We start from the raw sequence: 25,941 nt of genomic DNA, 5'->3' as shown, positions 1-25,941 counted from the left end.
GCCAGCGCACCTGGATTCACGCAGGCCCGGTCGCGGCTGACCGGCGGCCTCGGCCCACTTGGCGGGCCGACGGGCCACACCCACCGCTCGGCTGGCCCGGTGACGTACGGTGTCGGGCATGGTCGACGACATATTCGGCGGACGGCGGCCGGCTCACCAGGAACCGGAAGACCGTCAGGAACCGTTCGACGTCACCCCGGACGCCCTGCCGACGCCGGGCGACGGACACGGCCGCAGCCGAGGTGTCCTGGCCGGGCGCGGTCGGCGCGTCGCCGTCATCGGCTCGCTCGCCGCGATCGGTGTACTGGGCGCCGGTCTGCTCGGTTCGACGGGGCTGCGCATCGTCGCGCAGAAGGATGCCAGCCTGAGCGCCCCGGACGAGGCGGCCGGGCTCGTCCGCGACGACGGAGAACAGGCCAGGGGTACGGCCGATTACCTGCACAGTGCCTTCGCCGCCGGAATCGACCTGGACCACAGCACGGCCGCGGTCTACCGGGATCCGTCGGCGGCGGACCGCAGCGTTCTGGTTTTCGGTGGCACCGCCCTGCTGTGGTCACCCGAGCACGACCTGGACGCGCTGCTGGAGATCGTCGGTGACGAGGAGGGTTCGGTGGCCGGCGTCCACCGGGTGCCGGCCGGGACGTACGGCGGGGTGATGAAGTGCGGCAGCACGCCCACCGACGACCAGGAGATGCCGGTCTGCGGGTGGGCGGACCACGGGAGCATCGCGGTGGCACTGTTCCCTGGACGCACCGTCGACGAGTCCGCCGCGCTGCTCGCGGACCTGCGCGTGGACCTCCAGCAGCGGAGCTGACGTCCGCGCCGCGGTTCTCGGCACCGCCGGTGCGGGGGTCTGTGCCTTCTGTCCGGGGGCCGTCGTCTGCGGACTTTCCCGGAAAACACTTGTGGGCCACCCGTACGGGTGGCCCACAAGTAAAGATGTCCGGCGGTGACCTACTCTCCCACACCCTCACGAGTGCAGTACCATCGGCGCTGGAGAGCTTAGCTACCGGGTTCGGAATGTAACCGGGCGTTTCCCCTCCGCCATAACCGCCGTAACCCTAACAACAAACCAAACACACACAAGTGTTCGTTTGCCCAGAATCACACAGTGGACGCGTACATCTTCGAAGTCAAGTCCTCGGCCTATTAGTACCGGTCAACTGAACCAGTTACCTGGCTTACATCTCCGGCCTATCAACCCAGTCATCTACTGGGAGCCTTACCCCACAAAGTGGGTGGGACACCTCATCTTGAAGCGAGCTTCCCGCTTAGATGCTTTCAGCGGTTATCCCTTCCGAACGTAGCCAACCAGCCGTGCCCCTGGCGGGACAACTGGCACACCAGAGGTTCGTCCGTCCCGGTCCTCTCGTACTAGGGACAGCCCTTCTCAAGTATCCTACGCGCGCGGCGGATAGGGACCGAACTGTCTCACGACGTTCTAAACCCAGCTCGCGTACCGCTTTAATGGGCGAACAGCCCAACCCTTGGGACCTGCTACAGCCCCAGGATGCGACGAGCCGACATCGAGGTGCCAAACCATCCCGTCGATATGGACTCTTGGGGAAGATCAGCCTGTTATCCCCGGGGTACCTTTTATCCGTTGAGCGACACCGCTTCCACACGCAAGTGCCGGATCACTAGTCCCGACTTTCGTCCCTGCTCGACCTGTCAGTCTCACAGTCAAGCTCCCTTGTGCACTTACACTCAACACCTGATTGCCAACCAGGATGAGGGAACCTTTGGGCGCCTCCGTTACCCTTTAGGAGGCAACCGCCCCAGTTAAACTACCCACCAGACACTGTCCCTGAACCGGATCACGGTCCGAAGTTAGAAACCCAAATCAACCAGAGTGGTATTTCAACAACGACTCCACCGATACTGGCGTACCAGCTTCACAGTCTCCCACCTATCCTACACAAGCTAATTCGAGTACCAATGTCAAGCTATAGTAAAGGTCCCGGGGTCTTTCCGTCCTGCCGCGCGTAACGAGCATCTTTACTCGTAATGCAATTTCGCCGGGCCTGTGGTTGAGACAGTAGGAAAGTCGTTACGCCATTCGTGCAGGTCGGAACTTACCCGACAAGGAATTTCGCTACCTTAGGATGGTTATAGTTACCACCGCCGTTTACTGGCGCTTAAGTTCTCAGCTTCGCCCCGAAGAGCTAACCGGTCCCCTTAACGTTCCAGCACCGGGCAGGCGTCAGTCCATATACATCGAATTACTTCTTCGCATGGACCTGTGTTTTTAGTAAACAGTCGCTTTCCCCTGGTCTCTGCGGCCATACAACGCTCCACCCGAAAAGAGCTTCACGTCTCCGGCCCCCCTTCTCCCTAAGTTACGGGGGCAATTTGCCGAGTTCCTTAACCACAGTTCGCCCGATCGCCTCGGTATTCTCTACCTGACCACCTGTGTCGGTTTGGGGTACGGGCCGCTAGAAGCTCGCTAGAGGCTTTTCTCGGCAGCATAGGATCACTGACTTCACCTGAATCGGCTCGGCATCACGTCTCAGCCTCACGCACCACGGATTTACCTATGATGCAGCCTACACGCTTACCCCGGCACAACCACCGGCCGGGATCAGCTACCTTCCTGCGTCACCCCATCGCTTGACTACTACCCGCCAGGTTCCCGCGCTCCCTCAGATCAGTCCGAAAACCTCACCAAGTTCGGGCAGTTAGCACAACGAGGTTCATCATGGGCGCTCCTTCGCGGGTACGGGAATATCAACCCGTTGTCCATCGACTACGCCTCTCGGCCTCGCCTTAGGTCCCGACTCACCCAGGGCGGATTAGCCTGGCCCTGGAACCCTTGGTCATCCGGCGGAAGGGTTTCTCACCCTTCTTTCGCTACTCATGCCTGCATTCTCACTCGTGCCGCGTCCACAGCTGGGTCACCCCGCTGCTTCACCCCCGGCACGACGCTCCCCTACCCATCCACACACCTGCACCAACCCAAAAAAGGATCAGCAAAGTACACGCGTGAATGCCACAGCTTCGGCGGTGTGCTTGAGCCCCGCTACATTGTCGGCGCGGAACCACTTGACCAGTGAGCTATTACGCACTCTTTAAAGGGTGGCTGCTTCTAAGCCAACCTCCTGGTTGTCTAAGCGACCCCACATCCTTTTCCACTTAGCACACGCTTAGGGGCCTTAGCTGGTGATCTGGGCTGTTTCCCTCTCGACTACGAAGCTTATCCCCCGCAGTCTCACTGCCGCGCTCTCACTTACCGGCATTCGGAGTTTAGCTGATTTCGGTAAGCTTGTAGGCCCCCTAGACCATCCAGTGCTCTACCTCCGGCAAGAAACACGCGACGCTGCACCTAAATGCATTTCGGGGAGAACCAGCTATCACGGAGTTTGATTGGCCTTTCACCCCTAACCACAGGTCATCCCCCAACTTTTCAACGTTGGTGGGTTCGGCCCTCCACGCGGTCTTACCCGCGCTTCAGCCTGCCCATGGCTAGATCACTCCGCTTCGGGTCTAGAACATGCGACTCAAACGCCCTCTTCAGACTCGCTTTCGCTACGGCTACCCCACACGGGTTAACCTCGCCACATGCCACTAACTCGCAGGCTCATTCTTCAAAAGGCACGCCGTCACCCCGAAAGGCTCCGACGGATTGTAGGCGAACGGTTTCAGGTACTATTTCACTCCCCTCCCGGGGTACTTTTCACCATTCCCTCACGGTACTCGTCCGCTATCGGTCACTAGGAAGTATTTAGGCTTACCAGGTGGTCCTGGCAGATTCACGGCAGATTTCAGGGGTCCGCCGCTACTCGGGAACATCCACAGAAGACCAGAAGTTTTCACCTACCGGACTATCACCGTCTACGGCTGGCTTTTCCACACCATTCAGCTAACAACTGGCTTTATCACTTCTCGACCGAATGTCAGTCCGATCAGCAGAGTCCCACAACCCCGACCACGCAACCCCTGACAGGTATCACACGCAGCCGGTTTAGCCTCATCCGCTTTCGCTCGCCACTACTCACGGAATCACTATTGTTTTCTCTTCCTGCGGGTACTGAGATGTTTCACTTCCCCGCGTTCCCTCCACACACCCTATGAGTTCAGGTGCAGGTGACACCACATGACTGATGCCAGGTTTCCCCATTCGGACACCCTGGGATCACAGCTCGGTTGACAGCTCCCCCAGGCCTATCGCGGCCTCCCACGTCCTTCATCGGCTCCTAGTGCCAAGGCATCCACCGTTCGCCCTTGACAACTTGACCACAAAGATGCTCGCGTCCACTGTGTAATTCTCAACAAACGACCAACCCGCAACCCCCAGCCCCACACCAGCACCACCACACACGATGGCCGGTATGCAAGACCAGGCCGCGCCTGGCACCAGAGACAACAACCCACCACGTGGCCTGTTCCCTCAGGACCCAACAGGATGCCCACCATCCACACCAGCCGCACCAACACCACCCTCCACACCCCCACCCGAAAGCAGAAGCAGTACTAGCAGCATCAGCCGTTGCCGACACGAACTCACCAGTGTCTCCGCCAAATGAGCACCCCCACCCCACACTCGGAGGCGGCAGGCTCCCTACCCGACCTTCGCCGGGAGAGCGCTCCTTAGAAAGGAGGTGATCCAGCCGCACCTTCCGGTACGGCTACCTTGTTACGACTTCGTCCCAATCGCCAGCCCCACCTTCGACAGCTCCCTCCCACAAGGGGTTGGGCCACCGGCTTCGGGTGTTGCCGACTTTCGTGACGTGACGGGCGGTGTGTACAAGGCCCGGGAACGTATTCACCGCAGCGTTGCTGATCTGCGATTACTAGCGACTCCGACTTCACGGGGTCGAGTTGCAGACCCCGATCCGAACTGAGACCGGCTTTTTGGGATTCGCTCCACCTCACGGTATCGCAGCCCATTGTACCGGCCATTGTAGCATGCGTGAAGCCCTGGACATAAGGGGCATGATGACTTGACGTCATCCCCACCTTCCTCCGAGTTGACCCCGGCAGTCTTCGATGAGTCCCCGCCATAACGCGCTGGCAACATCGAACAAGGGTTGCGCTCGTTGCGGGACTTAACCCAACATCTCACGACACGAGCTGACGACAGCCATGCACCACCTGTGACCGCCCCCGAAGGACCCCACATCTCTGCAGGTTTTGCGGCCATGTCAAACCCAGGTAAGGTTCTTCGCGTTGCATCGAATTAATCCGCATGCTCCGCCGCTTGTGCGGGCCCCCGTCAATTCCTTTGAGTTTTAGCCTTGCGGCCGTACTCCCCAGGCGGGGCGCTTAATGCGTTAGCTGCGGCACAGAGAACCGGAGAGGCCCCCCACACCTAGCGCCCAACGTTTACAGCGTGGACTACCAGGGTATCTAATCCTGTTCGCTCCCCACGCTTTCGCTCCTCAGCGTCAGTATCGGCCCAGAGACCCGCCTTCGCCACCGGTGTTCCTCCTGATATCTGCGCATTTCACCGCTACACCAGGAATTCCAGTCTCCCCTACCGAACTCTAGCCTGCCCGTATCGACTGCAAGCCCACAGTTGAGCTGTGGGTTTTCACAGTCGACGCGACAAGCCGCCTACGAGCTCTTTACGCCCAATAAATCCGGACAACGCTCGCGCCCTACGTCTTACCGCGGCTGCTGGCACGTAGTTGGCCGGCGCTTCTTCTGCAGGTACCGTCACTTACGCTTCGTCCCTGCTGAAAGAGGTTTACAACCCGAAGGCCGTCATCCCTCACGCGGCGTCGCTGCATCAGGCTTCCGCCCATTGTGCAATATTCCCCACTGCTGCCTCCCGTAGGAGTCTGGGCCGTGTCTCAGTCCCAGTGTGGCCGGTCGCCCTCTCAGGCCGGCTACCCGTCGTCGCCTTGGTAGGCCATCACCCCACCAACAAGCTGATAGGCCGCGAGCCCATCCCAAGCCGAAAAACTTTCCACACACCACCATGCGGCAGCATGTAATATCCGGTATTAGCCCCGGTTTCCCGGGGTTATCCCAAAGCCTGGGGCAGGTTGCTCACGTGTTACTCACCCGTTCGCCGCTCGAGTACCCCGAAGGGCCTTTCCGCTCGACTTGCATGTGTTAAGCACGCCGCCAGCGTTCGTCCTGAGCCAGGATCAAACTCTCCAACAAAAACTTGTGAAGAAATCAAACCCGGCATTATAAAATGCCAAGGAATCACCAACCAGAAAACCACCACAAACGCAGCAGTCAACCAGCCGGGAACCAAACAAACTTTGGCACTGGCTTATCAAGCACCCTGTTGAGTTCTCAAAGAACAAACACACACCAGCAGAACCACCCACACCAAGCAGGCAACCCCACCAGGGCCATCCGTCCCACCCGACTTCCGCCGGGCAACTTCTCTACCCTACCCGGTTGGCTTCGCGTTGTCAAGAGCCAGTTTCACTCTCTCGCACCACCCGGATTCCCCCGCGCTTGATCCAGCCGCTTCGCGGCTGTCTTTGGTCGGGGTGTCCAGCAGACCGGCCCGCCTCGTTACCCGAGGCTCGGCCCGGCTCCCTGCCGGCTTCCTACCTTACCCGGTCGGTTTCGCAATCTCAAGTCCGGCTTGCCGGTGAGTCGCACCGCCCGCCCAGTCTGGTTCGGTGGTCTCCCACCCCATCCTGGCTGTCTGCGTTTCCGGCCGTTTTGTCCGTGTCCCGCTGACAGAGAGAAAGTTACGCGGCGCCGCGGCGGAACGCAAGTTGATCTTGAAGATTCCTGGCGTGTTCCACGTATGCACAGGTCAGTGCGGGTGCAACCGGATGGGTTCGGGTCCTGACTCGGCCAGCTGTCCGGCGGCTGACCTACGCGGCGTGAGGTTCCTGGGTACCGGAAATGCCGCGTTGCGGTGCGCCCCTTCGGCGACGCCGACCTCTTCGAGCTGGCCGCCGGTCCCCCGCGCAGCGGCCGACCGTGTAACAGTGGCTCTCATGACTGTCGAAGGACCACAGGCCATCGACGCCATCTCCGCCCTACTGCTGCCGTTCTGGCAGATCGTGATCGGCGCTGTGGTGGTGGTGGCCGTGATCGTCTCGATCCACCGGCTCATCCTTCGCGGGCCGTCCCGGATGACGAAGGCGCTGCTGATCCTCGGCGGCACGATCATCAGCCTCGCGGTGATCGGCGTACTCACCTCTGGTGGTTGACGCTGCGGCCGACGTAGCCGGCGGTCCCGGCGGCACTCGTCGCCCGCCGGCGTCAGAACCGGCGGTTAGCCAGGCTCGGCAGCTCGCGCCGGATGGACTCCACCCGCTCTGGGTCGAGATCAGCGAATACGACACCGGGGACATCCGGCGCCTGGGCGACGACGACGCCCCAAGGGTCGACCACCATGCTGCGGCCGAAACAGGTACGGCCCGGCTCATGCTCGCCGATCTGGCCGGCCGCCAACACGTAGCACTGGTTCTCGATCGCCCGGGCGCGGAGCAGAACCTCGAAGTGGTCCCGCCCGGTGTGCAGCATGAACGCTGCCGGCACCACCAGGACCTGGGCGCCCAGCTCGGTCGCCAGCCGCCGGTACAGCTCAGGGAACCTCAGGTCGTAACAGATCGACAGACCGATCCGGATGCCGTCGCACTCCACCACGACCGGGTCGGCACCGGGTGCCACCCTGCTCGACTCGTGGTAGGAGACCCGACCGGGAATCTCGACGTCGTACAGGTGGATCTTCCGGTAGGTGGCGGCCAGCTGGCCGCCACGGTCGAAGACCAGGCAGGTGTTGAACGTCCGGTCCGGATCGGGCCCGCGTTCGTGGTAGGAGCCGACAACCACCCACATCCCGAGATCGCGCGCGGCGTCGGCGAAGAACCGTCCGACCGTGCCGTCGACGGGCTCGGGGGCGGGCAGCCCTGCCGCGGTGCCGAGGTAATCGACGTACTCGGGAAGCACCGCGAGATCGGCGCCGCCGGCGGCGGCCGACGAGAGCAGACCGTACGCGGTCGCCAAGTTGGCGGCCTGATCGGAGCGACTGTTCAGCTGGCAGACAGCGACACGCACGGCGGTGCTCCCTGGTTGCGTTGCGGCTAGGCCGACTTCTCCTCGCGGTCGCGCCGACGCCGGCCGGTGAACTCCCGGGGCACGATCGTCGGGTTGACGTTCTCCAGCACTGCCTCGCGGGTAATCAGGACCCTGGCGGCGTCCGGGTTGCTCGGCACCTCGTACATCACGGAGAGCAGCACCTCCTCCATGATCGCCCGCAGGCCACGGGCACCGGTGCCGCGGAGCATCGCCTGATCAGCGATGGCCTCCAACGCGCCTGGATCGAACTCCAGCTCGACGTTGTCCAACTCAAACAGACGTTGGTACTGGCGGACCAGGGCGTTGCGGGGCTGGGTCAGGATCCGGACCAAGGCCTCACGGTCCAGGCTGCGGACGTTGGTGATCACTGGGAGCCGGCCGATGAACTCCGGGATCAACCCGAACTTGAGCATGTCTTCCGGCATCACCTGGGTGAGGATGTCGTCGGTGGACCGCTCGGACACTGCCCGGAGCCGGGCCCCGAAGCCGGTGCCGCCCTGCCCGGTGCGCGACTCGATGATCTGGTCCAGGCCGGCGAACGCACCGCCGCAGATGAACAGCACGTTGGTGGTGTCGATCTGGATGAACTCCTGGTGCGGGTGTTTACGCCCGCCCTGGGGCGGCACGTTGGCCACCGTACCCTCGAGAATCTTCAGCAGGGCCTGCTGGACGCCCTCGCCGGAGACGTCCCGGGTGATCGACGGGTTCTCCGACTTACGGGCGATCTTGTCGACCTCGTCGATGTAGATGATCCCGGTCTCGGCCCGCTTGATGTCGTAGTCGGCCGCCTGGATCAGCTTGAGCAGGATGTTCTCGACGTCCTCGCCGACGTAGCCGGCCTCGGTCAGCGCGGTCGCGTCCGCTATGGCGAACGGCACGTTGAGCATCCGGGCGAGGGTCTGCGCGAGGTGGGTCTTGCCGCAGCCGGTAGGCCCGATCAGCAGGATGTTCGACTTGGCGACCTCGACGGCCTCGTTTGCCCCGGGCGCGCCGGCGGCATCCGCCTGGATCCGCTTGTAGTGGTTGTAGACGGCGACCGCGAGCGCCTTCTTGGCGTGGTCCTGGCCGACCACGTACGAGTCCAGGAACTGGCAGATCTCCATCGGCTTGGGAAGCTCTTCCCACTTGACCTCGCCGGACTCGGCCAGCTCCTCCTCGATGATCTCGTTACAGAGATCGATGCACTCGTCGCAGATGTAGACCCCTGGGCCCGCGATGAGCTTCTTGACCTGCTTCTGCGACTTGCCGCAGAAGGAGCACTTGAGTAGGTCGCCGCCGTCGCCGATCCGTGCCACCTACGTTCTCCCTGCGCTCTCGGCCGGTCTCGCCGGCCCTGGCCTAAGGACGGTCTGCCTCGTCAGTGTCGAGCACCTGCCGCCGGTCAACTCCGTCAGACGGTGCATCTCGACGTTACCCGCTGGCGGGGCAAACTCCGACCCCCAAAATCGGGTGTGTCAGAGGTCGGCCAGTCTACTCACTGCCCGGCCGACCTCTGACCGTGCGTCGTCAGCTGGCCGAGCTGCCTGCCAGCACACCCTTCTTCCGGCTGGTCAGGATGGTGTCGACCAGGCCGTAGTCGCGGGACTCCTCCGCGGTCATGATCTTGTCGCGGTCGATGTCCTTACGGACCTTCTCGACCGCCTGGTTGCAGTGCCGGGACAGCATCTCCTCCAGCTGGGTCCGCATCCGGAGGATCTCGCGGGCCTGGATCTCGATGTCCGAGCCCTGCCCGTAGCCGCCCTCGGTGGCCGGCTGGTGGATGATGATCCGCGAGTTCGGCAACGCCATCCGCTTACCGGGAGTGCCGGCGGCGAGCAGCACCGCGGCCGCGCTGGCCGCCTGCCCGAGGCAGACCGTCATGATGTCCGGCCGGACGTACTGCATCGTGTCGTAGATCGCCGTCATGGCGGTGAACGAGCCACCCGGCGAGTTGATGTACATGATGATGTCGCGGTCCGGGTCCGTGCCCTCGAGGGTGAGCAGCTGGGCCATCACGTCGTTGGCCGACGCGTCGTCCACCTGCACCCCGAGGAAGATGATCCGGTCCTCGAAGAGCTTGTTGTACGGGTTCGACTCCTTGATCCCGTACGAGGTGCGCTCCACGAACGACGGCAGGACGTACCGGTTGTGCACCGGAGCGAACCCGGGCGGCATGGTCAGGTCAGTCATCGTCGCCTTCCTCAGTTGCGGGTGCCAGCGCCGGTCGGGACCTGCGTGGCTCCAGTGATCACCCGGTCGATGAAACCGTAGTCGAGCGCCTCAGCGGCAGTGAACCAGCGGTCACGGTCCGAGTCCGCCTCGATCTGCGCCGGCTCCTGCCCGGTGTGGAACGCCACCCGCTCCTGGAACATCCGCTTGGTGTAGAGCATCTGCTCGGCCTGGATGGCGATGTCGGAGGCGGTACCACCCATCCCGCCGGACGGCTGGTGCATCATGATCCGCGCGTGCGGCAGAGCGTACCGCTTGCCCGGCGCACCGGCGCAGAGCAGCAACTGGCCCATGGACGCGGCCATACCCATCGCGATGGTGGCCACATCGTTGCTGACGTACTGCATGGTGTCGTAGATCGCCATGCCCGAGTAGACCGACCCGCCCGGCGAGTTGATGTACAGGTTGATGTCCCGGTCCGGGTCCTCGGCGGCCAGCAGCAGCAGCTGGGCGCAGATCCGGTTGGCCACCTGGTCGGTCACCTCGCTGCCCAGGAAGATGATCCGTTCCTTGAGCAGGCGGTTGAAGACCGTGTCGTCGAGGTTGCCACTGAGTGAGTCACCGCCGCGGGCCTCGCTCACCCGGTTGGGCATAGCTGGGATGTGCAGATCGGTCATGGCAGCCCTTCGCTCTCCGTGCGTCGTTAAGCCCGACATTAACCGTTGCTAACGGGCCGGGCGCCGTTCTCAGGGTGCTGTTCGCTCACAGCGCAGGGGGCCGCGACACGTGGTGCAGCGGTCACCCCGGTTGAGCAGGCGGGTGGTCCGCTACGACGAACGGGCCACCGGCCGGGCAGGAGCATCCCGGCCGACGGCCCGCAGTCGGTCACGCTCAGTGCTCGTGGTTGTGCTCGGCCTCGTTGGCTTCCCGGATGGCATCCATGCTGATCGGGTTGCCGGCGGCGTCCTTCATCGTGATCCGCTCCATCACCAGGCCGAGTGCCTTGCCCCGGCGGACGTCGCCGTAGACCGCTCCCGCCGCACCGGACCGGGCCAGCTGGTCGTAGTACTGCTGAGGCGCCATCCCGGCCCGCTGGGCGCGGTGCACGATCTCGTGGCCGAACTCGTCATCGGAGACCTGCACGTCCTCGGCGTCGGCGAGGGTGTCCAGCAGGAGCTGAATCTTGACCGCCTTCCCGGCCGCCTCGGTCAGCTCCGCGTCGATGTCGGACTCGGACTTCTCCTCGGAACCGAGGTAGTCCTCCCAGGAGGCCCCGATCCGCTCCAGCTGATCGGTCATCGCCTGCTTGCGGTGCTCGACCTCCTCGCGGACCACGCCGTCGGGTGCCGGTACGTCAGCCGCCTCGACCAACTGGTCGAGGGCCTTGTCCCGGGCGGCGTAGATCTGCTCGACCCGCTTGACCCGCTCGACCTTCTGCCGCAGGTCGTTGCGCAGCTCCTCCAGGCTGTCGAACTCGCTGGCCAGCTGGGCGAACGCGTCGTCCAGCTGCGGCAGCTCCTTCTCCTTGACGGTACGCACGGTCACCGCGACGTCCGCGTCCCGGCCAGCGTAGTCGCCGCCGACCAACTGAGTGACGAAGCTCGTCGCCGCGCCGGCGGCCAGGCCGACCAGTACCTCGTCCAGGCCGGGCAGCAACTGCTTGCTCCCGACCTCGTGGGAGAGGTTGGACGCCGAACCGCCCGGCACTTCCTCGCCGTCGACGGTCGCGGCCAGATCGATCTGGACGTAGTCGCCCTCCTGGGCCGGACGCTCGACCGTCTTCAGGGTGGCGAACCGCTCACGCAGCCCGCCGATCTGGTCCTCGATCTCCTTCTCGTCGATCTGCAGCTCGTCGACGGTGACCTCGATGGTGCTGAGATCCGGCAGGCTCAGCTGTGGCCGTACGTCCATCTCCGCAGTGAACTTCAGCGCCTCACCGTCGGTGAAGTCGGTGATCTCCACCTCCGGCCGGCCGAGCGTCTTCACCTCGTGCTCACGGACCGCGGCCAGGATGTTCTGCGGGATCGCCTCCTGGACGGCCTCGTTGAGCACCGAGCCCCGGCCGATCCGCTGGTCGATCACGGCCGCCGGCACCTTGCCCTTACGGAAGCCGGGGATGGTGACCTGCTGGGCAATCTCCCGGTACGCCTTCCGCAGGCTCGGTTCGAGCTCGACGAACGGCACCTCGATGGCGAGCCGGACCCGAGTCGGGCTCAAGGTCTCGACGGTGCTCTTCACAGGCGTACTCCTTGATGCATGTCAGTCTTGTCCGGTCGTCGCTGTCGGCGCCGGGCGCTGCTCGATGCAGCCACCCCCGCCGCGTGGCATGGCACAGCCCATCGAGTGTAGGCCTGCCGGCAGGCCGGATCGTTCTCACCCGGTGCCGAGCCGGCGGTTGACAGTCGGGGTGGCGGGATTTGAACCCACGGCCCCTCGCTCCCAAAGCGAGTGCGCTACCAAGCTGCGCCACACCCCGTGGCACCGGTCATTCTATGCCGTCGGCAATCCGCCACGCCGCCCGGTATCCCGCCGGCTGTCGGATCAGCCCTCCGCGCCGGCCGGCGGGACCCCCGTGCGGCAGACCCGCGACAACTTGTACGCTAGATGGTGTGCCCTGCTCGCCGGGGCGCCTGCGGGCGTAGCTCAATGGTAGAGCCTCAGTCTTCCAAACTGATTACGCGAGTTCGATTCTCGTCGCCCGCTCCATCGGCTCCACCGCAGGTCAGCGGCGCTACTCCCCTTCCGGTACGCCGTCGGCGGTCAGGGCGCCCTGCCCCGGCGCGGCCGGGAGGAAGATGTGGGTGTGCCCGTTGCCAGCGTCGACGTTGAGCACGTCGAGTTGTGTCGCTGCAACCGACCAAGTGGTGACCGCGATGTCCCGCTGACGGCCAGCGAGCTCCAGCAGAGTTCCACGGTCATCCTGTGGAAGGGCCAGCGCCGCCGTGTATGTGTCGACCGCGGCATCGAGCGCCCGTACCGCCGCAGCCAGACCGGAACGGGCGATGTTGACACCGGTGCCACCGGACGGCGGGTTGGCGAAGTCCTCGACCACGTCCCTGGTGATGCCCCGCCACCCTTCGACGTCTGACTGGGGAGCTGCCGGACCGGGCGGTTGGCCCGCCGGCACCGCACCGGCTAGCCCGTCGAGCACTGGCAAGAGGTTCTCCTGCGTACGGCGGGCAAGTGAGGTCAGCTCCACGATCTGGGCAGCGTTCCGCTCCTCCTCCTGCGCCTGCAGCTGCGCGACTCGGTCGTCGAGCGGTGCGGAGTCAGCTGCGTCGGTGGAGTCGCCTGCGGTCACGGCTCCGATCGGCGCAGCGAGTAGTGCGCCCAGCGCGAAAGCGATCACCAGTGGAGCCAGGCGACGAACCAACGGCGTCCCCGGCGAGGCTGGCCGGGTGGCCGGCCGGGCGGAGTCACGGGCACTGCGGCTTCGGCGATCTGCCGGCATGGTGGAGCCTCTCCACTGCTGGTGACGGGTGGGGTCACGCATAGGCTCGCCGAAGGCCGCTACGTCTCGCAGGGTGGGCCCGGCAACGGCCCGCCGAGGCCGGCGCCGAGGTCGAAACCACCCTAACGGACCTCCCTACCGCGCCGCGGGGTACCGACGTGTCGGCACCGCTGGCTGGCAGCACGGGAGCGCCACCGCCCGGGTCGGAATGATCCGCCGGGCATCGTCGTTGTGCATGGTCGCGCCACGCACTCCGGCCCGCAGCCGCCAGGCCCCGGCCAGGCGGCCCGGCGGGTGGGCCCGGTCGGGAATCGTCGACGGGTCGGCGTGGTTGTACATGGTCACGGCGCGCGGCAGCGCACCCGCACCCCCCATTCGGGGCGTGCCGGAGCCGCCCGCGAGCCGACGTCGCACGTCTGACATCCCGTACCACCCGGACGACCGTTTACCGCGCACCCGCCCGTGACAGGTGTGGTGTGCCCCCTCGGCAAACGGAAGGTGGACCCCCATGACCACGATCATCACCCGTACCCTGCGTACCAGCCTGCGCACCACCGCCCTCGGCATCGCCGGGCTCACCCTGGCCGGCGGCGCGGTCGCCGCCCCCGCCCTGGCCGCCGACCACGCCCCCACCGCCCTGACCGCACCCGCGGCCGCCGCGAGCAGCGACAGCGTCGACACCGACAAGCTCACCCCGCACGGCGTGCAGGGCGAACAGTCCCGCATCAGCCTGTCCGGCGAGCAGACCGACAACGTCAAGGGCATCATCGCCGCCACGAAGAAGGCCGGCATGCACGAGCGGGCCGCCGTGGTCGCCATCGCCACCGCCCTGCAGGAGTCAAAGCTGGAGAACCTGGGCCACCTCGGTGACCGCAACGACCACGACTCGCAGGGCCTGTTCCAGCAGCGCCCGTCGTCGGGCTGGGGCACCGTGGAGCAGATCACCGACGTGGAGTACTCCACCACCGCGTTCCTCACCGGGCTCAAGGCCGTCGACGGCTGGCAGGACATGCCGCTGACCCAGGCCGCGCAGACCGTGCAGGTGTCGGCGTACCCGGACCACTACTCCCAGTGGGAGACCCAGGCCGCCGAACTCGTCGCCCAGCACTGGAACAGCTGACCGCAGACACAGCGTCGAAGGGCCGGACCCCGCACCCGGGGTCCGGCCCGTCGACGTACTCCGACAGCTCAGCTGCGGCCGAGCAGGTCGGCGTTGAGGATGGTGCCGCCCAGGCACCAACCACCGTCGATGACCTCTTCGAGGATCACCAGCGTGGTTGGCCGGGCGCGTTCGCCGTACCCGTCCACGAAGGCGTCGGTGACGGCGGTCAGGCAGGTCAGCGGGCGTGCGGGTCGGCGGCGTTGAGGGCGGCCACGACCTGGTCGTAGTCGCCGCGTACCTCGGCGTACCGAAGGAACTTCACTCGCTCGACGAGGATCTCGTGAGCATGCAGGTCGGACTTGATCAGGGCCATCACCTCGTCGGCGAACTCGTCGAGCGGCATCGCGAAGTCCGAGGTCTCCTGGCCCGGCAGCAACCCGGTCCGCACGGCGGGCGGGACCAGCTCTGTCACCTGTACGCCGACCGGCGCCAACTGCAGGCGTAGCGTCTCGCTGAGCTGGTGGATCGCGGCCTTGGTGGCGTTGTACGTCGGGGTGACGCGCAGCGGGACGTGCGCCAGCCCGGAGGAGACCGTCACGATCGTGGCGTCGGGCCGGGTCTGGAGGTGCCCGGTGAACGCGGCGATCAGCCGGATCGGGCCGAGCAGGTTGGTGGTGACGATCTCCTCGGCGTCGGCGAGAAAGGCCGGGTCCGTCCAGTCCTCGCGCCGCATGATGCCGGCCATCGCGACCAGGACGTTCAGCTCCGGGTAGCGGTCGACGACGGAGGCGGCGGCCTGCGCGATGGACGCCGGGTCGGTGACGTCGACGTGTACGGTGCCGAAGCCGTGCTCGGCGGCGAGCCGGTCGAGCAGGCCGGCGCGCCGACCGCCGATGATCACGGTGTTCCCGGTGGTCTGCAGCCGCTCGGCCAGGGCGAGTCCGATGCCCGAGGTGCCACCGGGCACGAAGACGGTGTTTCCGGATGGGTTCATGCCCACCACCTTCGGCGCCGGGCGCGCCGGCCGGCAGAGACCCGGTGATCGGGGGACCGGCGATCCCTGGTTGGGCCGGGCCCTGCGGTCGCAGGATGGGGACATGGACCGTACCGGCCTGGCCGATTTTCTCCGCCGCCGCCGTGCGGCGCTGCGTCCCGCCGATGTCGGCCTGTCGCCGGGCGCTCGTCGGCGCACGCCGGGGTTGCGGCGCGAGGAGTGTGCGGCGTTGACCGGGATGTCGGTCGACTACTACGTACGGCTGGAGCAGCGACGCGGGCCGCAGCCGTCGGAGCAGATGCTCGCCGCGCTCGCCCGTACGCTGCGGCTGACCGCCGAGGAGCGCGATCATCTGTACCGGCTGGCCGGCCACAACGTGCCGCGTCGCACGCCTGAGGACGGGCATGTCGCGCCGGCCCTGCTGCGGGTGTTGGACCGGATGGCGGACACTCCGGCGCTGATCCTGTCGTCGCTGAGCGAGGTGCTGGTGGCGAACCGCCTGGCCGTGTCGATCTTCGGTGATCCGGCGTCGCGGACCGGTCTGGCCCGCAGTGACGTTCACCGCTGGTTCACCGACCCGGCCGCCCGGTCGGTGTATCCGCCGGAGGACCACGACCGGCAGGGCCGGAGCCTGGTCGCTTCGCTGCGGGTGGCGTACGGCGCGGCAGGTCCCCGGTCGCGCGCCGGCGAGTTGGTGCGGGCGTTGCTGGCCGGTTCGGGTGAGTTCCGCGACCTGTGGCAGCGGCACGAGGTGGCCCGCCGGTTCGCCGATCACAAGACGCTGGTGCATCCCGAGGTCGGCGACATCGAGGTGGACTGTCAGGCGCTGTTCACCGAGGACCAGGGGCAGGCGTTGCTGGTGCTGACGCCCCGGCCGGGCAGCGAGGCCGAGGAGAAGATCCGGCTGCTCGCGGTGCTCGGTCAGCAGGACTTCGCCGGCACGGCCCGGTAGCGCACCGCCGTCGCACCCCCTGCCGCCCAGGCCAGGTCAGCCTCGGGGACGTCCCGGTCAGCCCAGGATCGTCCATAGGGCGTCGACCACCCGGTCCTGGTCAGCGTCGGTCAGGTCGGGATGGATCGGCAGGGACAGCTCCTCGGCGTAGTACGCCTCCGCCGTCGGGCACTCCCCCTGCCGGTAACCGAGATCGGTGAACACCGGATGCCGGTAGACCGGCAGGTAGTTGACCTGGACACCGATGCCCGCCGCCCGCATCCGGTCGTAGACCTCGCGGCGGCGATCAGCGAGTACGCGTACCGGGTAGAGATGCCAGACCGGGTCGACCCAGGGCCGCTGCTCGGGCAGCCGCAGACCCGGCAGATCGGCAAGCTGTTCGTGATACCGGGCCGCGAGTCGGGCCCGGTCGACCTTGAACCGGGGCAGCCGGGTCAGCTGGTTGAGCCCGAGCCCGCAGAGGACGTCGGAGAGCCGGTAGTTGAGGCCGAAGCTGTGCACCTCCTGATGCCAGCCGCCCTCGTCGCGGCGCCGCAGCCGGTCCGGGTCGCGGACCATGCCGTGGTTGGCGAACCGGCGTACCCGGTCCAGCAGGTCCGGGTCGGTTCCGGTCACCGCTCCGCCCTCGCCGGTGGTGAGGTTCTTGGTTGGAAAGAACGAAAAGGTCGTCAGGTCGGCGAGCGCGCCGACCGGCACGCCACGGTACGTCGACCCGATCGCGTGCGCCGCGTCGTCGAACAGCAGCGCCCCCGCGTCGGCGACGACCTTGCGCAGCTGCCCGTACTCGGCGGGGTGGCCGGCGTAGTCGACGGCGGTGACCACCCGGGTCCGGGGGGTGACCGCCGCCTGTACGGCGGCCGGATCCAGGTTGCCGGTCGCCTCCTCGACGTCGGCGAAGACCACCCGGGCGCCGTGCAGCGCGGCGGTCGCCGCCGTCGCGACGAAGGTCAACGGCGTAGTGACCACCTCGTCGCCGGGGCGCAGGCCGACGGCACCGTACGCGGTGTGCAGCGCGGCGGTGCCGGAGCTGACGCTGACGCAGCCCACCCCGCCGAGGTAGCCGCCCAGCTCGCTCTCGAACCGGCGTACGGTCGGCCCGGCGGTCAACCACTCGGTGCGTACGGCGGCGGCGACCGCTTCGGCGTCGGACTCGTCCAGACAGGGACGCCCGTAGGGAAGCATCGACATCACTCCATCACTGATCGGTGGGTCACACCGGGCTGAGCGGGGCCGGTCGCGGCGGGGAGTCGCCGGCTCCCTCGGGGCGCGGGTCGGCGGAGTCCGCGTGGCTGGGTCCACCCAGTCCCCGCCGGCGGTCCGCACCTGGTCGGCGGCGGGCAGACCGGGGCGCGGCCCGGCGGGTCAGCAGCAGCCAGGACGACGCCGAGATGCCGGCGTACACCGCGACGCAGGCGACCGCTGCGCCCACCTCGCCCCAGAGTTGAACGGCCAGCAGGAACAGCACCATCGCCGCGGCGCTCCAGGCCAGGCCGAACGCACCGACCGCGCCCATCCGGCCGGCACCGAGCAGGGCCCGGCTCGCCACCGCGTACGGCACGAACGCGACCTCGGCGACCAGCAGCACCACCAGCAGTGGTCCGGCGGCGGCGAACCCGGGGCCGAGCAGCGGGATGACCACCAGCCAGCCCAGCAGCCCGGTCACCGCGCCCACGACGGTCACCACGCCGGCGGTCGCCGCGACCGTGCGGACTGGGCGCAGCGGTCCGGACGCGACGGCCGCGTCCCGGTTGACGAGCTGGCCGATCGCGTTCGGCACCATCCTCGGCACCTGGCCGAGGGTGGACGCCACCGAGTAGACACCGACCGCCGCCGCCCCGGTGAGCGCGCCGAGGACGTAGCGGTCCAGCCGCAGCGCCAGTGCCAGTCCGAGGGTGAGGCCGAGTGCGCGGCAGCCCCGGCCGAGCAGTCGGGACAGCTCGCGTCGGCTCGGCGCCTGGAAGCAGAGCAGCCCGGTGGCCCGCAGCGCGACGACCTGTGCGGTGGTTGCCGTCAGCATGCCGGCCCCCTGCCCGAGCAGCAGCGACCAGACGCTCGGTGCGACGGTGACCGCGACGAGCAGGCCGAGCCCGCCGCCGAGGGTGGTCGCCATCGCCCAGAGACTGCCGGCCCGGAACAGACCGGCCGCGTACCAGCCGTCGGGTAGCTGGGTGTGGGCGACGTACCCACCGGTCAGCACCGACAGGGCGAGCAGATAGCGGGGGTCGGCGAGCGCCAGGTCGATCAGCGGCGCGGACAGCGCCGAGACCGCGACGGCGAGTACGGCGGCGCTGACCGTGGCCGCCGCCGACCACCAGGTGTAGCTGGCGACCAGGTCGCGTCGCCGGGCACCGCCGCCCGCCGCCGGATACGCCGAACGCAGTTGCGGTCCGGTGCCGAGGCCGGCGAGCAGCGGGACGATGCCGGCGGTGGACACGCCCAGCACCATCAGGCCGCGACTATGTGGGCCGAGCACGCTGGCGGCCAGCAGCGCCGCCACCATGTTGCTGCTCATCTGTACGGCGCTGGAGCCGGCCAGTAGGGCCAGGGTGGACCGCCGGGCGCGGTTCACCGTGCCTCGGCCCGCCACAGCGACCGCCACTGTGCTGCGGCGTGCCGGGTCTGGAACGGTGACGCCGCGAAGCTCGCCCGGATCCGGTCGCGGTCGGCCGGTCCGGTCCGGGCGCTGCGCAGTACCGCCTCGGCCCACCGGTGCGGGCCGGCGCTGAGGTCGACGAGGGTGAGTCCGTCGACGTACCGGGACGCCTCGCGCAGGCAGGGCAGGTCGGTGGCGACGACGGGCAGCCCGGCGGCGAGCGCTTCGAGCACCACGCCGGGCAGCCCTTCCCAGTGGGAGGGCAGGACGAACACGTCGGCGGCGGCGAGCACCGGGGCGATCTCGTCCACTTCCCCGCCGAGGATGACCGTCGGGTCCTCCGGCACGTCCGGGTAGGCCGACACCACGTCGTCGACTCCGCACGGACCGACAATGAGCAGCCGGGTGCCCGGCGACGCCGGGCCGTCTGGGGCTTCGGTCCGGGCCTGGACCGCACGGTGCACGTCGACCAGGAACGGCCGGTTCTTCTCCGGCGCCGCCCGACCGATGTAGCCGATGACCATGGTGTCGGGTGGGATGCCCCATCGTCGGCGGGCCGCTGACCGGTCGCCGCCGTCGACCCGGGTCGTGTCAACGCTGTTGTAGAGGATCCGGCAGCCGGGCATGCCGACACGCCGGCCGGCGTACGCCATCGCCGCGTCGCTGACCGCGACGATGTCGGTGGCGACCACGTGCAGCAGGTGGCGCAGGACGGCGCGCAGCAGCCGGCGGGCGACGGTGTCGCGGCGGCCGTCCCCTTCGCTCCACATCCGGGCGATGCGCACTGGCACGCCCATCCCGGCGGCCACCGCCAGCACCACCGCGCTGAACAGGCTGATGTGCGACACGACGACGTCGGGCCGCCGCCAGCGCAGGCAGCGCCGCAGCCGCAGCGGGAAGGTGACGGCCGGACGCTGCGGAACCTGGACGACCGCTGCCCCGGCGGCCCGGAACTGCGGTGCGAGGCTGCCGTCCCGTCCGCCCATGGTGATGAACGTCTGGCGCACCTCGGTGGCCGGGACGGCCCGGCACATGTCGAGCGAGAGCGTCTCTGCGCCGCCACGGTCGAGGGTGCCGATGACGTGGACGACGTGCACGGGCCTGCCGGCCGGCGGGGGTGAGCCGCGCCCGGGTGTCTCGGCGGTGGAGGTGGCGGCTGGCTGAGTCACGCGTAGCTCCTGTGGCTGGCCCGGCTGGCCGCACCGGTGCGTCCGCCGGTGCGCTCGGCGGTCGCCTCGGCGACGGCCTGGTAGTAGGCAGTCCGCCGGGCAGTGAGCACGTCGGCCGAGAAGTCCCAGGCCCGGCGGAGGTTGCGGGCCGACGCGGCGGCCATCAGCTCCGGGCGGTCCAGTAGCGCCGCGACGGCGCCGGCCCACCGACCGGGGTCGTCCGGCGGGACCAGCAACCCGGGTGGCAGCAGCTCGGGGATGCCGCCGACGGGTGAACCGATCGCGGGCAGTGCCCGCGCCATCGCTTCGATCAGCGCGCGGGGAAGCCCTTCGGTGCGGGACGGCATGACGAACAGGTCGGCGGCGTCGAGTTGCCGGCGGACAGCTTCGCCGCCGGGCAACGCCCCGGTGAAGACGACCCGGTCGGCGACACCGTACCTGCGGGCGAGGTCGGCCAGCTCGGCGCGGTGCCGTCCGTCGCCGACGTGGACCAGCCGGACCGCCCGGCCGTCGGCGGTCAGGGTGGCGAGCGCGGCGATGAGGGTGTCGATGCCCTTGTACCGCTGTTCGAGCGAGCCGACGGAGATCAGGGTGGCGGGCTGCCGGTTCGGTGTGACGCTTCCGGTCCGTCCGATGGTGCGGGCGGTGTCGACGTACGCGGCCGGAGTGAGGTCGACATCGGACACCGCGACGCTCAGCGCACCCGCCGAGGTCGGGTACCTGTCCTGCAGGAAACGGTCGGTGACGTAGGCGGCGCCGACAGCCCGGCGGCACTGCCGGCGCAGCCGGTCGACGTAGAGCCGCCGTAGGACGGGCCGCAGCGGGTGGTCGACCACGCCGGGGGCGAACAGGTCGTACGGATCACCGACCACCTCCATCGCGTACGGCAGGCGACGGCGGTCCCGGGCGACGGCCAGCAGCGTGCCGATCGGCGACGGCGCCCGCAGGATCACCGCGTCCTGCGGGCCTGCGCAGTCGCGCACAGCTCGACCGATCGCCGCCCGGTGGGTGAGGTAGCGGTACGGCCCGAGGTAGTACGGCACCGGCCAGACCTCGACGCCGGGTCCGTCGACCCGTTTCGCCTCAGCGGCCGGCTCGGCCTCGTCGCGTATCCGGGCGACAACCCGGACCTCGTCGAACGCCGCCAGGTACCCGCTCCAGAACTGGTGGTCCTGCCCGGTCCGGGCCCAGATCGCGCCGTCCGGGGTACGGGCGAACCGCGCCTCGATGGTCACCACCACTCGCATCGTTCCTCCACGGGCACCCGTCGGAAACACCCTGTTCAGAGCGGTATCTACACTTTCATTCGGTGATCCGCCCCGGTCCCGACCACTGACGGCTCGGGCGGCAGTGGGCGGTGGTAGCCGTACCTGCGTAGCAGCGGCGCGCACAGTCCGGTGAGGGTCCGGCGGGCGGCAACCGGCAGTCCGGTGCGCCAGGCGTCGTCGACGCGCAACGCCAGACGGCCGGTGGTGAACCGCATCCGGTTGCCGGAGACGCTGTGCAGTTCGCCCAGCTCCACCTCCCCGCCGGACAGGTAGGACAGATCCAGCCCGGTCTGCGGCAGACCGGCGAGTCGGCTCAGCGTCGCAGCCGCGCCCGGCGGATCGGCGAGGAACTCCTCGTACCGCATCCGGTGCACCAGCCGCCCGGCGACCGCGCCGTGCCGCCGCCGGCCCAGCCGGCCCAGCAGGTCGTACGCGGCGTTGTGTCCACTCCAGGTCAGGGCGCACCGGGCCGCCGGGAACCGCGGCACCCCGACGTCGGTGCCGGACTCCGGATCGTGCACCCGTCGCATCCAGGAGTACGCGACCCCCCTCGGGTCCCGCACCAGGTGCAGGATCCGCAGATCGGCCGGACCGGCCCAGCGCAGGCCGTACGCCAACGCGGTGTCCTTGGACGAGTCGACGACGACCCGGGCCCCGGTGACCGCCGCAGCGGCGGCGTAGATGCGCGCGTGGTAGTCGACGTACTCGATCACCCGGGCCCGACGCCGCTCGCCGAGCCACGGGGCGGCGAGCAGCCCGACGTGCCAGGTCCGGCCGACGACGGTCCGCAGCCAAGTGATCCGGTCAAGGTCGACGTTGTCCCAGCCGCCGTAGGCGTACTCGCCGATCTTGCTCCACAGCGGGCAGTCCCGGAACGCCGCACCGCACCCGCACAGCCGGTTGTCCCGTACCCCGTTGTCCCAGACCTGCGCGACCTCGCCCAGCCCGCACACCCCGGGCAGCTCGTTGAGCACCCGCTCGACGAGGGTACTGCCACTGCGGCCGATCCCGCCGATGTAGCACAACCGCATCATTGCCTGCCCCGGGAGGCGTACACGTAGTACGGGATCCAAGGCCGGGGGTCGGCCGGTCGGGTGGTGATCGTGTACCCGGCGTCGCGCAGCAGCGCCTTGACCGGCGCGAAGGTGCGCATCCATGCGTCGGCCGGGCCCTCGGCCTTGAAGTCGTGGCAGGAGACTACGAGGTTGCCGACCACGTCGAGCACGTCGCGGGCCCCCTCCAGCACGCCCAGCTCGGCACCTTCGATGTTCATCTTGAGCAGGTCGACCCGGTCGACGCCGCAGGTCCGCAGGATCTCGTCCAGCCGGCGGCCGGTGACTTCGATCCCGCCGGTGCTCTCCTGGGTGATCCCGTTGCGGATGTGGCTGGCGGCGTCCTCGCCGATGCGCACCGGGCCGGCCTCACCGACCACCGCGCACTCCAGCAGCGTCACGTTAGTCAGCCGGTTCAGCTCGACGGTCCGGCGCAGGCAGCGGAAGGTACGCGGGTGCGCCTCGATGCTGAGCACCCGGCCCCGCTGGTCGACCACCCGGGAGAACAGCCGGACCTCGGTGCCGACACCGGCGCCGAGGTCGACGACGGTGTCACCGGGGCGCGGGTGGTAGCCGTACAGGAAGGTGTCCCGGACGACCACGTCCTCCCGCTCGGCGGACAGCCCGCCCAGCTCGGTGTTGACCACGGTCCCGCCCTGGTACCGGTGGATCCAGGTGTCCTCCTCGTACCGTACGACGCAGCGCGAGCGGGACCGCAGCGTCAGCGCGATACCGCCGAGGCCGGCGATGATCCGGGGGTCGACGCGGTCGTCGACCAGGTCGAGGATCCGGCGACGCAGACTCACCGCCATGCCGGCACCTGTCCTTCAGAGACGGTCGGTCGGTCGTGGTCGCGGTACCAGGCGAAGGTCCGGCCGACGCCCTCTTCCAGGGCCACCGCCGGCTGATAGCCGGTGAGCCGGCGCAGCAGACCCAGGTCCGGGCAGCGTCGGTGCACCGAGCCGGCGGGGGCCGGTTCGGGTCGCAGGCTCGCGCGACTGCCGGCGGTACGCAGCACCAGCTTCGCCAGGTCGGCGATGTTGGTCTGCTCCGTGTCGTCGCCGATGTGCACGATCCGGCCGGCGGCGTCGTGGGTGGCCATCAGCCGGACCACCGCCTCGACGGCGTCATCGACGTAGCAGAAGGCGCGGTACTGGTCGGCGCCCGGCACCCGGAACGGGTCCTCGCCACGGAGCGCCCGCAGCGACATCTCCGGTACCACGTGGTCGGTGCCCATCCGGGGCCCGTACACGTTGTGGAACCGGCCGACCACGGCGTGCGCCCCGACGGCGCGGGAGCCGTGCAACACGGCCGCTTCGCCCAGCAGCTTGCTGGTGGCGTACGCGAAGCGGGGTGCCGTCACGTCGGCCACCATCGCCGGGACGTCCTCACCGGTCGGTACGGCGGCCACCCCGGCGTCGACCGCACCGGCGTACACCTCACTGGTGGAGCTGAAGAAGACCCGGTCGGCGGCGGCGATCCAGTCCATCAGGTGCAGCGCGACGAGCGTGTTGATCCGGACCACCCGGGCCGGGTCGGCCTCGACATTGCGCACCCCGACCACGGCGGCCAGCAGGTAGATCTGGTCCCAGTGGCGGGGCAGCGCCGCCCAGGTCGCGGCCCGGGTGAGGTCACCGGCGACCACCTCGACCGCCGGGTCGGCGCCGACCCGGGCGAGTGCGGTGTCGTCGCGGCCCCGGGAGAAGTCGTCGACCACGGTGACCGTGTGACCGTCGGCGACCAGCCGGCGCACCAGGTGCAGACCGATGAACCCGGCACCGCCGAGCACCAGCGCCCGCATCACACCGGCTCCCTGGTCGGCCGGTAGCCCAGGCTCTCGTAGTGCACCCCGGCCGCCCGCACCGCGTCCTCGTCGAGGATCCGCCACGAGTCATAGACGAACCGGACCGCGGTGCCGGGCAGCAACGTCCCTACCGGCAGCCCCCGGTAGTCGGGGTGGTCGTTGAGCACCAGAACCGCGTCAGCCTCACTGAACGCCTTGTCGAGGCTGACCGGCTCGCCGCCGTGCGCCCGGATCACCTCGTCGGCCACCAGCGGATCGTGGCCGAGCACCCGCAGCCCGGCCCGGTCGTACGTCGGCAGCATCGTCATGATCGCCGCGCCGCGCATGTCGTCGGTGGGCGGCCAGCCCTTGTACGCCCAACCGAGGACGGCGAGGGTCGCTCCGGCGGTCGCGCCGCGCAGTTGCCGCAGTCGCCCGACGACGGTCTCCGCGACCTGCACCGGCAGTTGCTCGTTGCGCTGCCGGGCTGCGGCGACGAGCAGCGAAGTGTGTCCAGGCGCGCTGGCGCCGAACAGGTACGGGTCCTTGGACAGGCAGCTCCCACCGACGAAGCCGGGTCTGGCCAGGTCGGGTCGGGGGTAGTCGTGGTTGGCGGCCCGGACGACCTCCAACGGATCCACCCCGTGCGCCCCGGCGAGCAGGGCGACCTCGTTGCCGTACGCGTAGATCAGGTCGGTGTGGCAGTTGTTGGCCAGCTTCACCAGCTCGGCCGTCTCCAGGCTGGAGACCGGGACGACCTGCCGGGCGAGCCGGCCGAACAGCGCCACCCCGGCGCGTCGGCTGTCGTCGTCGAGACCACCGACCACCTGAGGAAGTTCGGTCAGCTCGCGCAGCGCCTGCCCCTGGATGGTCCGTTCCGGTGCCATCACCAGCCGGGCCCGGCCCCAGGCGGCGGTCAACGCCGGCAGGACGACCCGCCGGCTGGTGCCGACCGGCACGGTGCTGCGCACCACGACCAGGGTCTGCGGTCCGCAGCGCCGGGCGATCTCGGTCGCGGCGGCCGCGACGTTGGTCAGGTCCGGCTGCCGGGTGCGGTCACGGACCGGGGTCGAGGTGCGGTCACGGACCGGCGTCGAGGTGCCGTGTCGGACCGGCATCGAGGTGCCGTCACGGACCGGCGTCGACACGCAGATGACAGCGGCGTCGAGGTCCGGCGGAAGCGTCGGGTGGACGAACAGGTTGCGGCCGAGGGTGTCCCGCAGCGCCTCGGCCAGACCCGGCTCGTACAGGTGGACCCGGCCGGCCGACAGCTCCTCCCGGACGCGCGGCTCGCTGTCGACGCCGTGCACCTCGAATCCGTTGCGGGCCAGACCGGCCGCCAGGGTCAGCCCGACGTAGCCCATGCCCACGATGCCGATCCGATTCGCCATTGTCGCTCCTTGTCCGAGATCGAGATCTGTCCGGGCCGGG

20 protein-coding genes, 2 tRNA genes and 3 rRNA genes are annotated in these 25,941 nt (G+C 68.3%); 5 read left to right on the top strand and 20 right to left on the bottom strand.

What is annotated here, in order from left to right:
• Positions 1 to 118: 118 nt before the first annotated feature.
• A complete protein-coding gene (locus O7543_RS28495) occupies positions 119 to 814 on the top strand; it encodes a hypothetical protein (RefSeq protein WP_281551036.1) in 696 nt (231 codons plus the stop codon).
• A 127-nt stretch (positions 815 to 941) separates the two neighbouring features.
• Here the strand turns inward: O7543_RS28495 and rrf are convergent.
• The 3 genes from rrf to O7543_RS28480 form a co-directional block, all read right to left on the bottom strand.
• A 5S ribosomal RNA gene (rrf, locus tag O7543_RS28490) occupies positions 942 to 1,058 on the bottom strand.
• Positions 1,059 to 1,129: 71 nt separating this feature from the next.
• Positions 1,130 to 4,235, bottom strand: a 23S ribosomal RNA gene (locus O7543_RS28485).
• Positions 4,236 to 4,591: 356 nt separating this feature from the next.
• Positions 4,592 to 6,108, bottom strand: a 16S ribosomal RNA gene (locus O7543_RS28480).
• The 16S, 23S and 5S rRNA genes sit together here, the layout of an rRNA operon.
• Positions 6,109 to 6,911: 803 nt before the next feature.
• On the opposite strand from O7543_RS28480, the gene O7543_RS28475 reads away from it, so the two are divergent.
• On the top strand, positions 6,912 to 7,127 hold the full coding sequence (locus tag O7543_RS28475; RefSeq protein WP_281551037.1) for a hypothetical protein: 216 nt from the start codon (positions 6,912 to 6,914) through the stop codon (positions 7,125 to 7,127).
• Between the two features lie 52 nt (positions 7,128 to 7,179).
• On the opposite strand, the gene O7543_RS28470 is transcribed toward O7543_RS28475, so the two are convergent.
• From O7543_RS28470 to O7543_RS28445, 6 genes are all read right to left on the bottom strand, one after another.
• A complete protein-coding gene (locus O7543_RS28470) occupies positions 7,180 to 7,977 on the bottom strand; it encodes a carbon-nitrogen hydrolase family protein (RefSeq protein WP_281551038.1) in 798 nt (265 codons plus the stop codon).
• A 26-nt stretch (positions 7,978 to 8,003) separates the two neighbouring features.
• Positions 8,004 to 9,293 carry an ATP-dependent Clp protease ATP-binding subunit ClpX gene (gene clpX, locus O7543_RS28465; RefSeq protein ID WP_281551039.1) on the bottom strand — a complete coding sequence of 430 codons (1,290 nt, stop codon included), beginning with the start codon at positions 9,291 to 9,293 and terminating at the stop codon, positions 8,004 to 8,006.
• Positions 9,294 to 9,504: 211 nt separating this feature from the next.
• Positions 9,505 to 10,167: an ATP-dependent Clp protease proteolytic subunit gene (locus O7543_RS28460; protein ID WP_281551040.1), complete on the bottom strand. Its 663-nt coding sequence runs from the start codon at positions 10,165 to 10,167 to the stop codon at positions 9,505 to 9,507.
• Between the two features lie 11 nt (positions 10,168 to 10,178).
• Entirely contained in the window at positions 10,179 to 10,823 is a 645-nt protein-coding gene (locus tag O7543_RS28455) for an ATP-dependent Clp protease proteolytic subunit (protein ID WP_278170716.1), read from the bottom strand.
• Positions 10,824 to 11,037: 214 nt separating this feature from the next.
• Positions 11,038 to 12,384 (bottom strand): trigger factor, encoded by a 1,347-nt coding sequence (tig, locus tag O7543_RS28450; protein ID WP_281551041.1) that lies wholly within the window; start codon positions 12,382 to 12,384, stop codon positions 11,038 to 11,040.
• A gap of 164 nt (positions 12,385 to 12,548) precedes the next feature.
• Positions 12,549 to 12,622, bottom strand: a tRNA-Pro gene (locus O7543_RS28445).
• 156 nt (positions 12,623 to 12,778) lie between these two features.
• Between O7543_RS28445 and O7543_RS28440 the strand changes: the two genes are divergently transcribed.
• Positions 12,779 to 12,852, top strand: a tRNA-Gly gene (locus tag O7543_RS28440).
• 25 nt (positions 12,853 to 12,877) lie between these two features.
• Here the strand turns inward: O7543_RS28440 and O7543_RS28435 are convergent.
• Entirely contained in the window at positions 12,878 to 13,495 is a 618-nt protein-coding gene (locus O7543_RS28435; protein ID WP_281551042.1) for a hypothetical protein, read from the bottom strand.
• A gap of 237 nt (positions 13,496 to 13,732) precedes the next feature.
• Positions 13,733 to 14,020, bottom strand: a complete 288-nt coding sequence (locus O7543_RS28430) for a hypothetical protein (RefSeq protein ID WP_281551043.1) — start codon at positions 14,018 to 14,020, stop codon at positions 13,733 to 13,735.
• Between the two features lie 109 nt (positions 14,021 to 14,129).
• Between O7543_RS28430 and O7543_RS28425 the strand changes: the two genes are divergently transcribed.
• Complete coding sequence (locus tag O7543_RS28425) at positions 14,130 to 14,717, top strand: hypothetical protein (protein WP_281555666.1); 588 nt, start codon at positions 14,130 to 14,132, stop codon at positions 14,715 to 14,717.
• Between the two features lie 217 nt (positions 14,718 to 14,934).
• Here O7543_RS28425 and O7543_RS28420 read toward each other — a convergent pair whose 3' ends face one another.
• Positions 14,935 to 15,693, bottom strand: coding sequence for an SDR family NAD(P)-dependent oxidoreductase (locus O7543_RS28420; RefSeq protein ID WP_281551044.1), 759 nt, complete (start codon positions 15,691 to 15,693; stop codon positions 14,935 to 14,937).
• 103 nt (positions 15,694 to 15,796) lie between these two features.
• On the opposite strand from O7543_RS28420, the gene O7543_RS28415 reads away from it, so the two are divergent.
• Positions 15,797 to 16,645 (top strand): helix-turn-helix transcriptional regulator, encoded by an 849-nt coding sequence (locus O7543_RS28415; protein ID WP_281551045.1) that lies wholly within the window; start codon positions 15,797 to 15,799, stop codon positions 16,643 to 16,645.
• Between the two features lie 57 nt (positions 16,646 to 16,702).
• Here the strand turns inward: O7543_RS28415 and O7543_RS28410 are convergent, their stop codons facing one another.
• The 8 genes from O7543_RS28410 to O7543_RS28375 are packed head-to-tail and all read right to left on the bottom strand — an operon-like array spanning position 16,703 to position 25,901.
• Positions 16,703 to 17,827: an aminotransferase class V-fold PLP-dependent enzyme gene (locus tag O7543_RS28410; RefSeq protein WP_281555667.1), complete on the bottom strand. Its 1,125-nt coding sequence runs from the start codon at positions 17,825 to 17,827 to the stop codon at positions 16,703 to 16,705.
• A 28-nt stretch (positions 17,828 to 17,855) separates the two neighbouring features.
• A complete protein-coding gene (locus tag O7543_RS28405) occupies positions 17,856 to 19,214 on the bottom strand; it encodes an oligosaccharide flippase family protein (protein ID WP_281551046.1) in 1,359 nt (452 codons plus the stop codon).
• The gene (locus O7543_RS28400) at positions 19,211 to 20,407 is read right to left on the bottom strand and encodes a glycosyltransferase (protein ID WP_281551047.1); all 1,197 of its coding nucleotides are present in this window, start codon (positions 20,405 to 20,407) and stop codon (positions 19,211 to 19,213) included. Before O7543_RS28400 ends, O7543_RS28405 begins: the two co-directional genes overlap by 4 nt.
• Positions 20,404 to 21,654, bottom strand: a complete 1,251-nt coding sequence (locus O7543_RS28395) for a glycosyltransferase (protein WP_281551048.1) — start codon at positions 21,652 to 21,654, stop codon at positions 20,404 to 20,406. The genes O7543_RS28400 and O7543_RS28395 overlap by 4 nt, the downstream gene beginning before the upstream one ends.
• Positions 21,655 to 21,701: 47 nt before the next feature.
• On the bottom strand, positions 21,702 to 22,709 hold the full coding sequence (locus O7543_RS28390) for a sulfotransferase (RefSeq protein WP_281551049.1): 1,008 nt from the start codon (positions 22,707 to 22,709) through the stop codon (positions 21,702 to 21,704).
• The gene (locus tag O7543_RS28385) at positions 22,706 to 23,539 is read right to left on the bottom strand and encodes an FkbM family methyltransferase (protein ID WP_281551050.1); all 834 of its coding nucleotides are present in this window, start codon (positions 23,537 to 23,539) and stop codon (positions 22,706 to 22,708) included. The genes O7543_RS28390 and O7543_RS28385 overlap by 4 nt, the downstream gene beginning before the upstream one ends.
• On the bottom strand, positions 23,530 to 24,528 hold the full coding sequence (locus O7543_RS28380; protein WP_281551051.1) for an NAD-dependent epimerase/dehydratase family protein: 999 nt from the start codon (positions 24,526 to 24,528) through the stop codon (positions 23,530 to 23,532). The genes O7543_RS28385 and O7543_RS28380 overlap by 10 nt, the downstream gene beginning before the upstream one ends.
• Positions 24,528 to 25,901, bottom strand: coding sequence for a nucleotide sugar dehydrogenase (locus O7543_RS28375; protein ID WP_281551052.1), 1,374 nt, complete (start codon positions 25,899 to 25,901; stop codon positions 24,528 to 24,530). Before O7543_RS28375 ends, O7543_RS28380 begins: the two co-directional genes overlap by 1 nt.
• Positions 25,902 to 25,941 lie beyond the last annotated feature (40 nt).

This window comes from Solwaraspora sp. WMMA2080 (genome assembly GCF_027497395.1).
Taxonomy (GTDB): domain Bacteria; phylum Actinomycetota; class Actinomycetes; order Mycobacteriales; family Micromonosporaceae; genus Micromonospora_E.
Note: the sequence above shows the minus strand (reverse complement) of the source record. Positions and strands in the feature narration are given on the sequence as shown.

Coding starts and splice junctions, on each gene's coding strand:
- O7543_RS28495 (WP_281551036.1), top strand. CDS start 119: ATGGTCGACGACATATTCGGCGGACGGCGGCCGGCTCACCAGGAACCG.
- O7543_RS28475 (WP_281551037.1), top strand. CDS start 6,912: ATGACTGTCGAAGGACCACAGGCCATCGACGCCATCTCCGCCCTACTG.
- O7543_RS28460 (WP_281551040.1), bottom strand. CDS start 10,167: ATGACTGACCTGACCATGCCGCCCGGGTTCGCTCCGGTGCACAACCGG.
- O7543_RS28455 (WP_278170716.1), bottom strand. CDS start 10,823: ATGACCGATCTGCACATCCCAGCTATGCCCAACCGGGTGAGCGAGGCC.
- O7543_RS28430 (WP_281551043.1), bottom strand. CDS start 14,020: ATGTCAGACGTGCGACGTCGGCTCGCGGGCGGCTCCGGCACGCCCCGA.
- O7543_RS28420 (WP_281551044.1), bottom strand. CDS start 15,693: ATGAACCCATCCGGAAACACCGTCTTCGTGCCCGGTGGCACCTCGGGC.
- O7543_RS28415 (WP_281551045.1), top strand. CDS start 15,797: ATGGACCGTACCGGCCTGGCCGATTTTCTCCGCCGCCGCCGTGCGGCG.
- O7543_RS28410 (WP_281555667.1), bottom strand. CDS start 17,827: ATGCTTCCCTACGGGCGTCCCTGTCTGGACGAGTCCGACGCCGAAGCG.
- O7543_RS28395 (WP_281551048.1), bottom strand. CDS start 21,654: ATGCGAGTGGTGGTGACCATCGAGGCGCGGTTCGCCCGTACCCCGGAC.
- O7543_RS28390 (WP_281551049.1), bottom strand. CDS start 22,709: ATGATGCGGTTGTGCTACATCGGCGGGATCGGCCGCAGTGGCAGTACC.
- O7543_RS28385 (WP_281551050.1), bottom strand. CDS start 23,539: ATGGCGGTGAGTCTGCGTCGCCGGATCCTCGACCTGGTCGACGACCGC.
- O7543_RS28380 (WP_281551051.1), bottom strand. CDS start 24,528: ATGCGGGCGCTGGTGCTCGGCGGTGCCGGGTTCATCGGTCTGCACCTG.
- O7543_RS28375 (WP_281551052.1), bottom strand. CDS start 25,901: ATGGCGAATCGGATCGGCATCGTGGGCATGGGCTACGTCGGGCTGACC.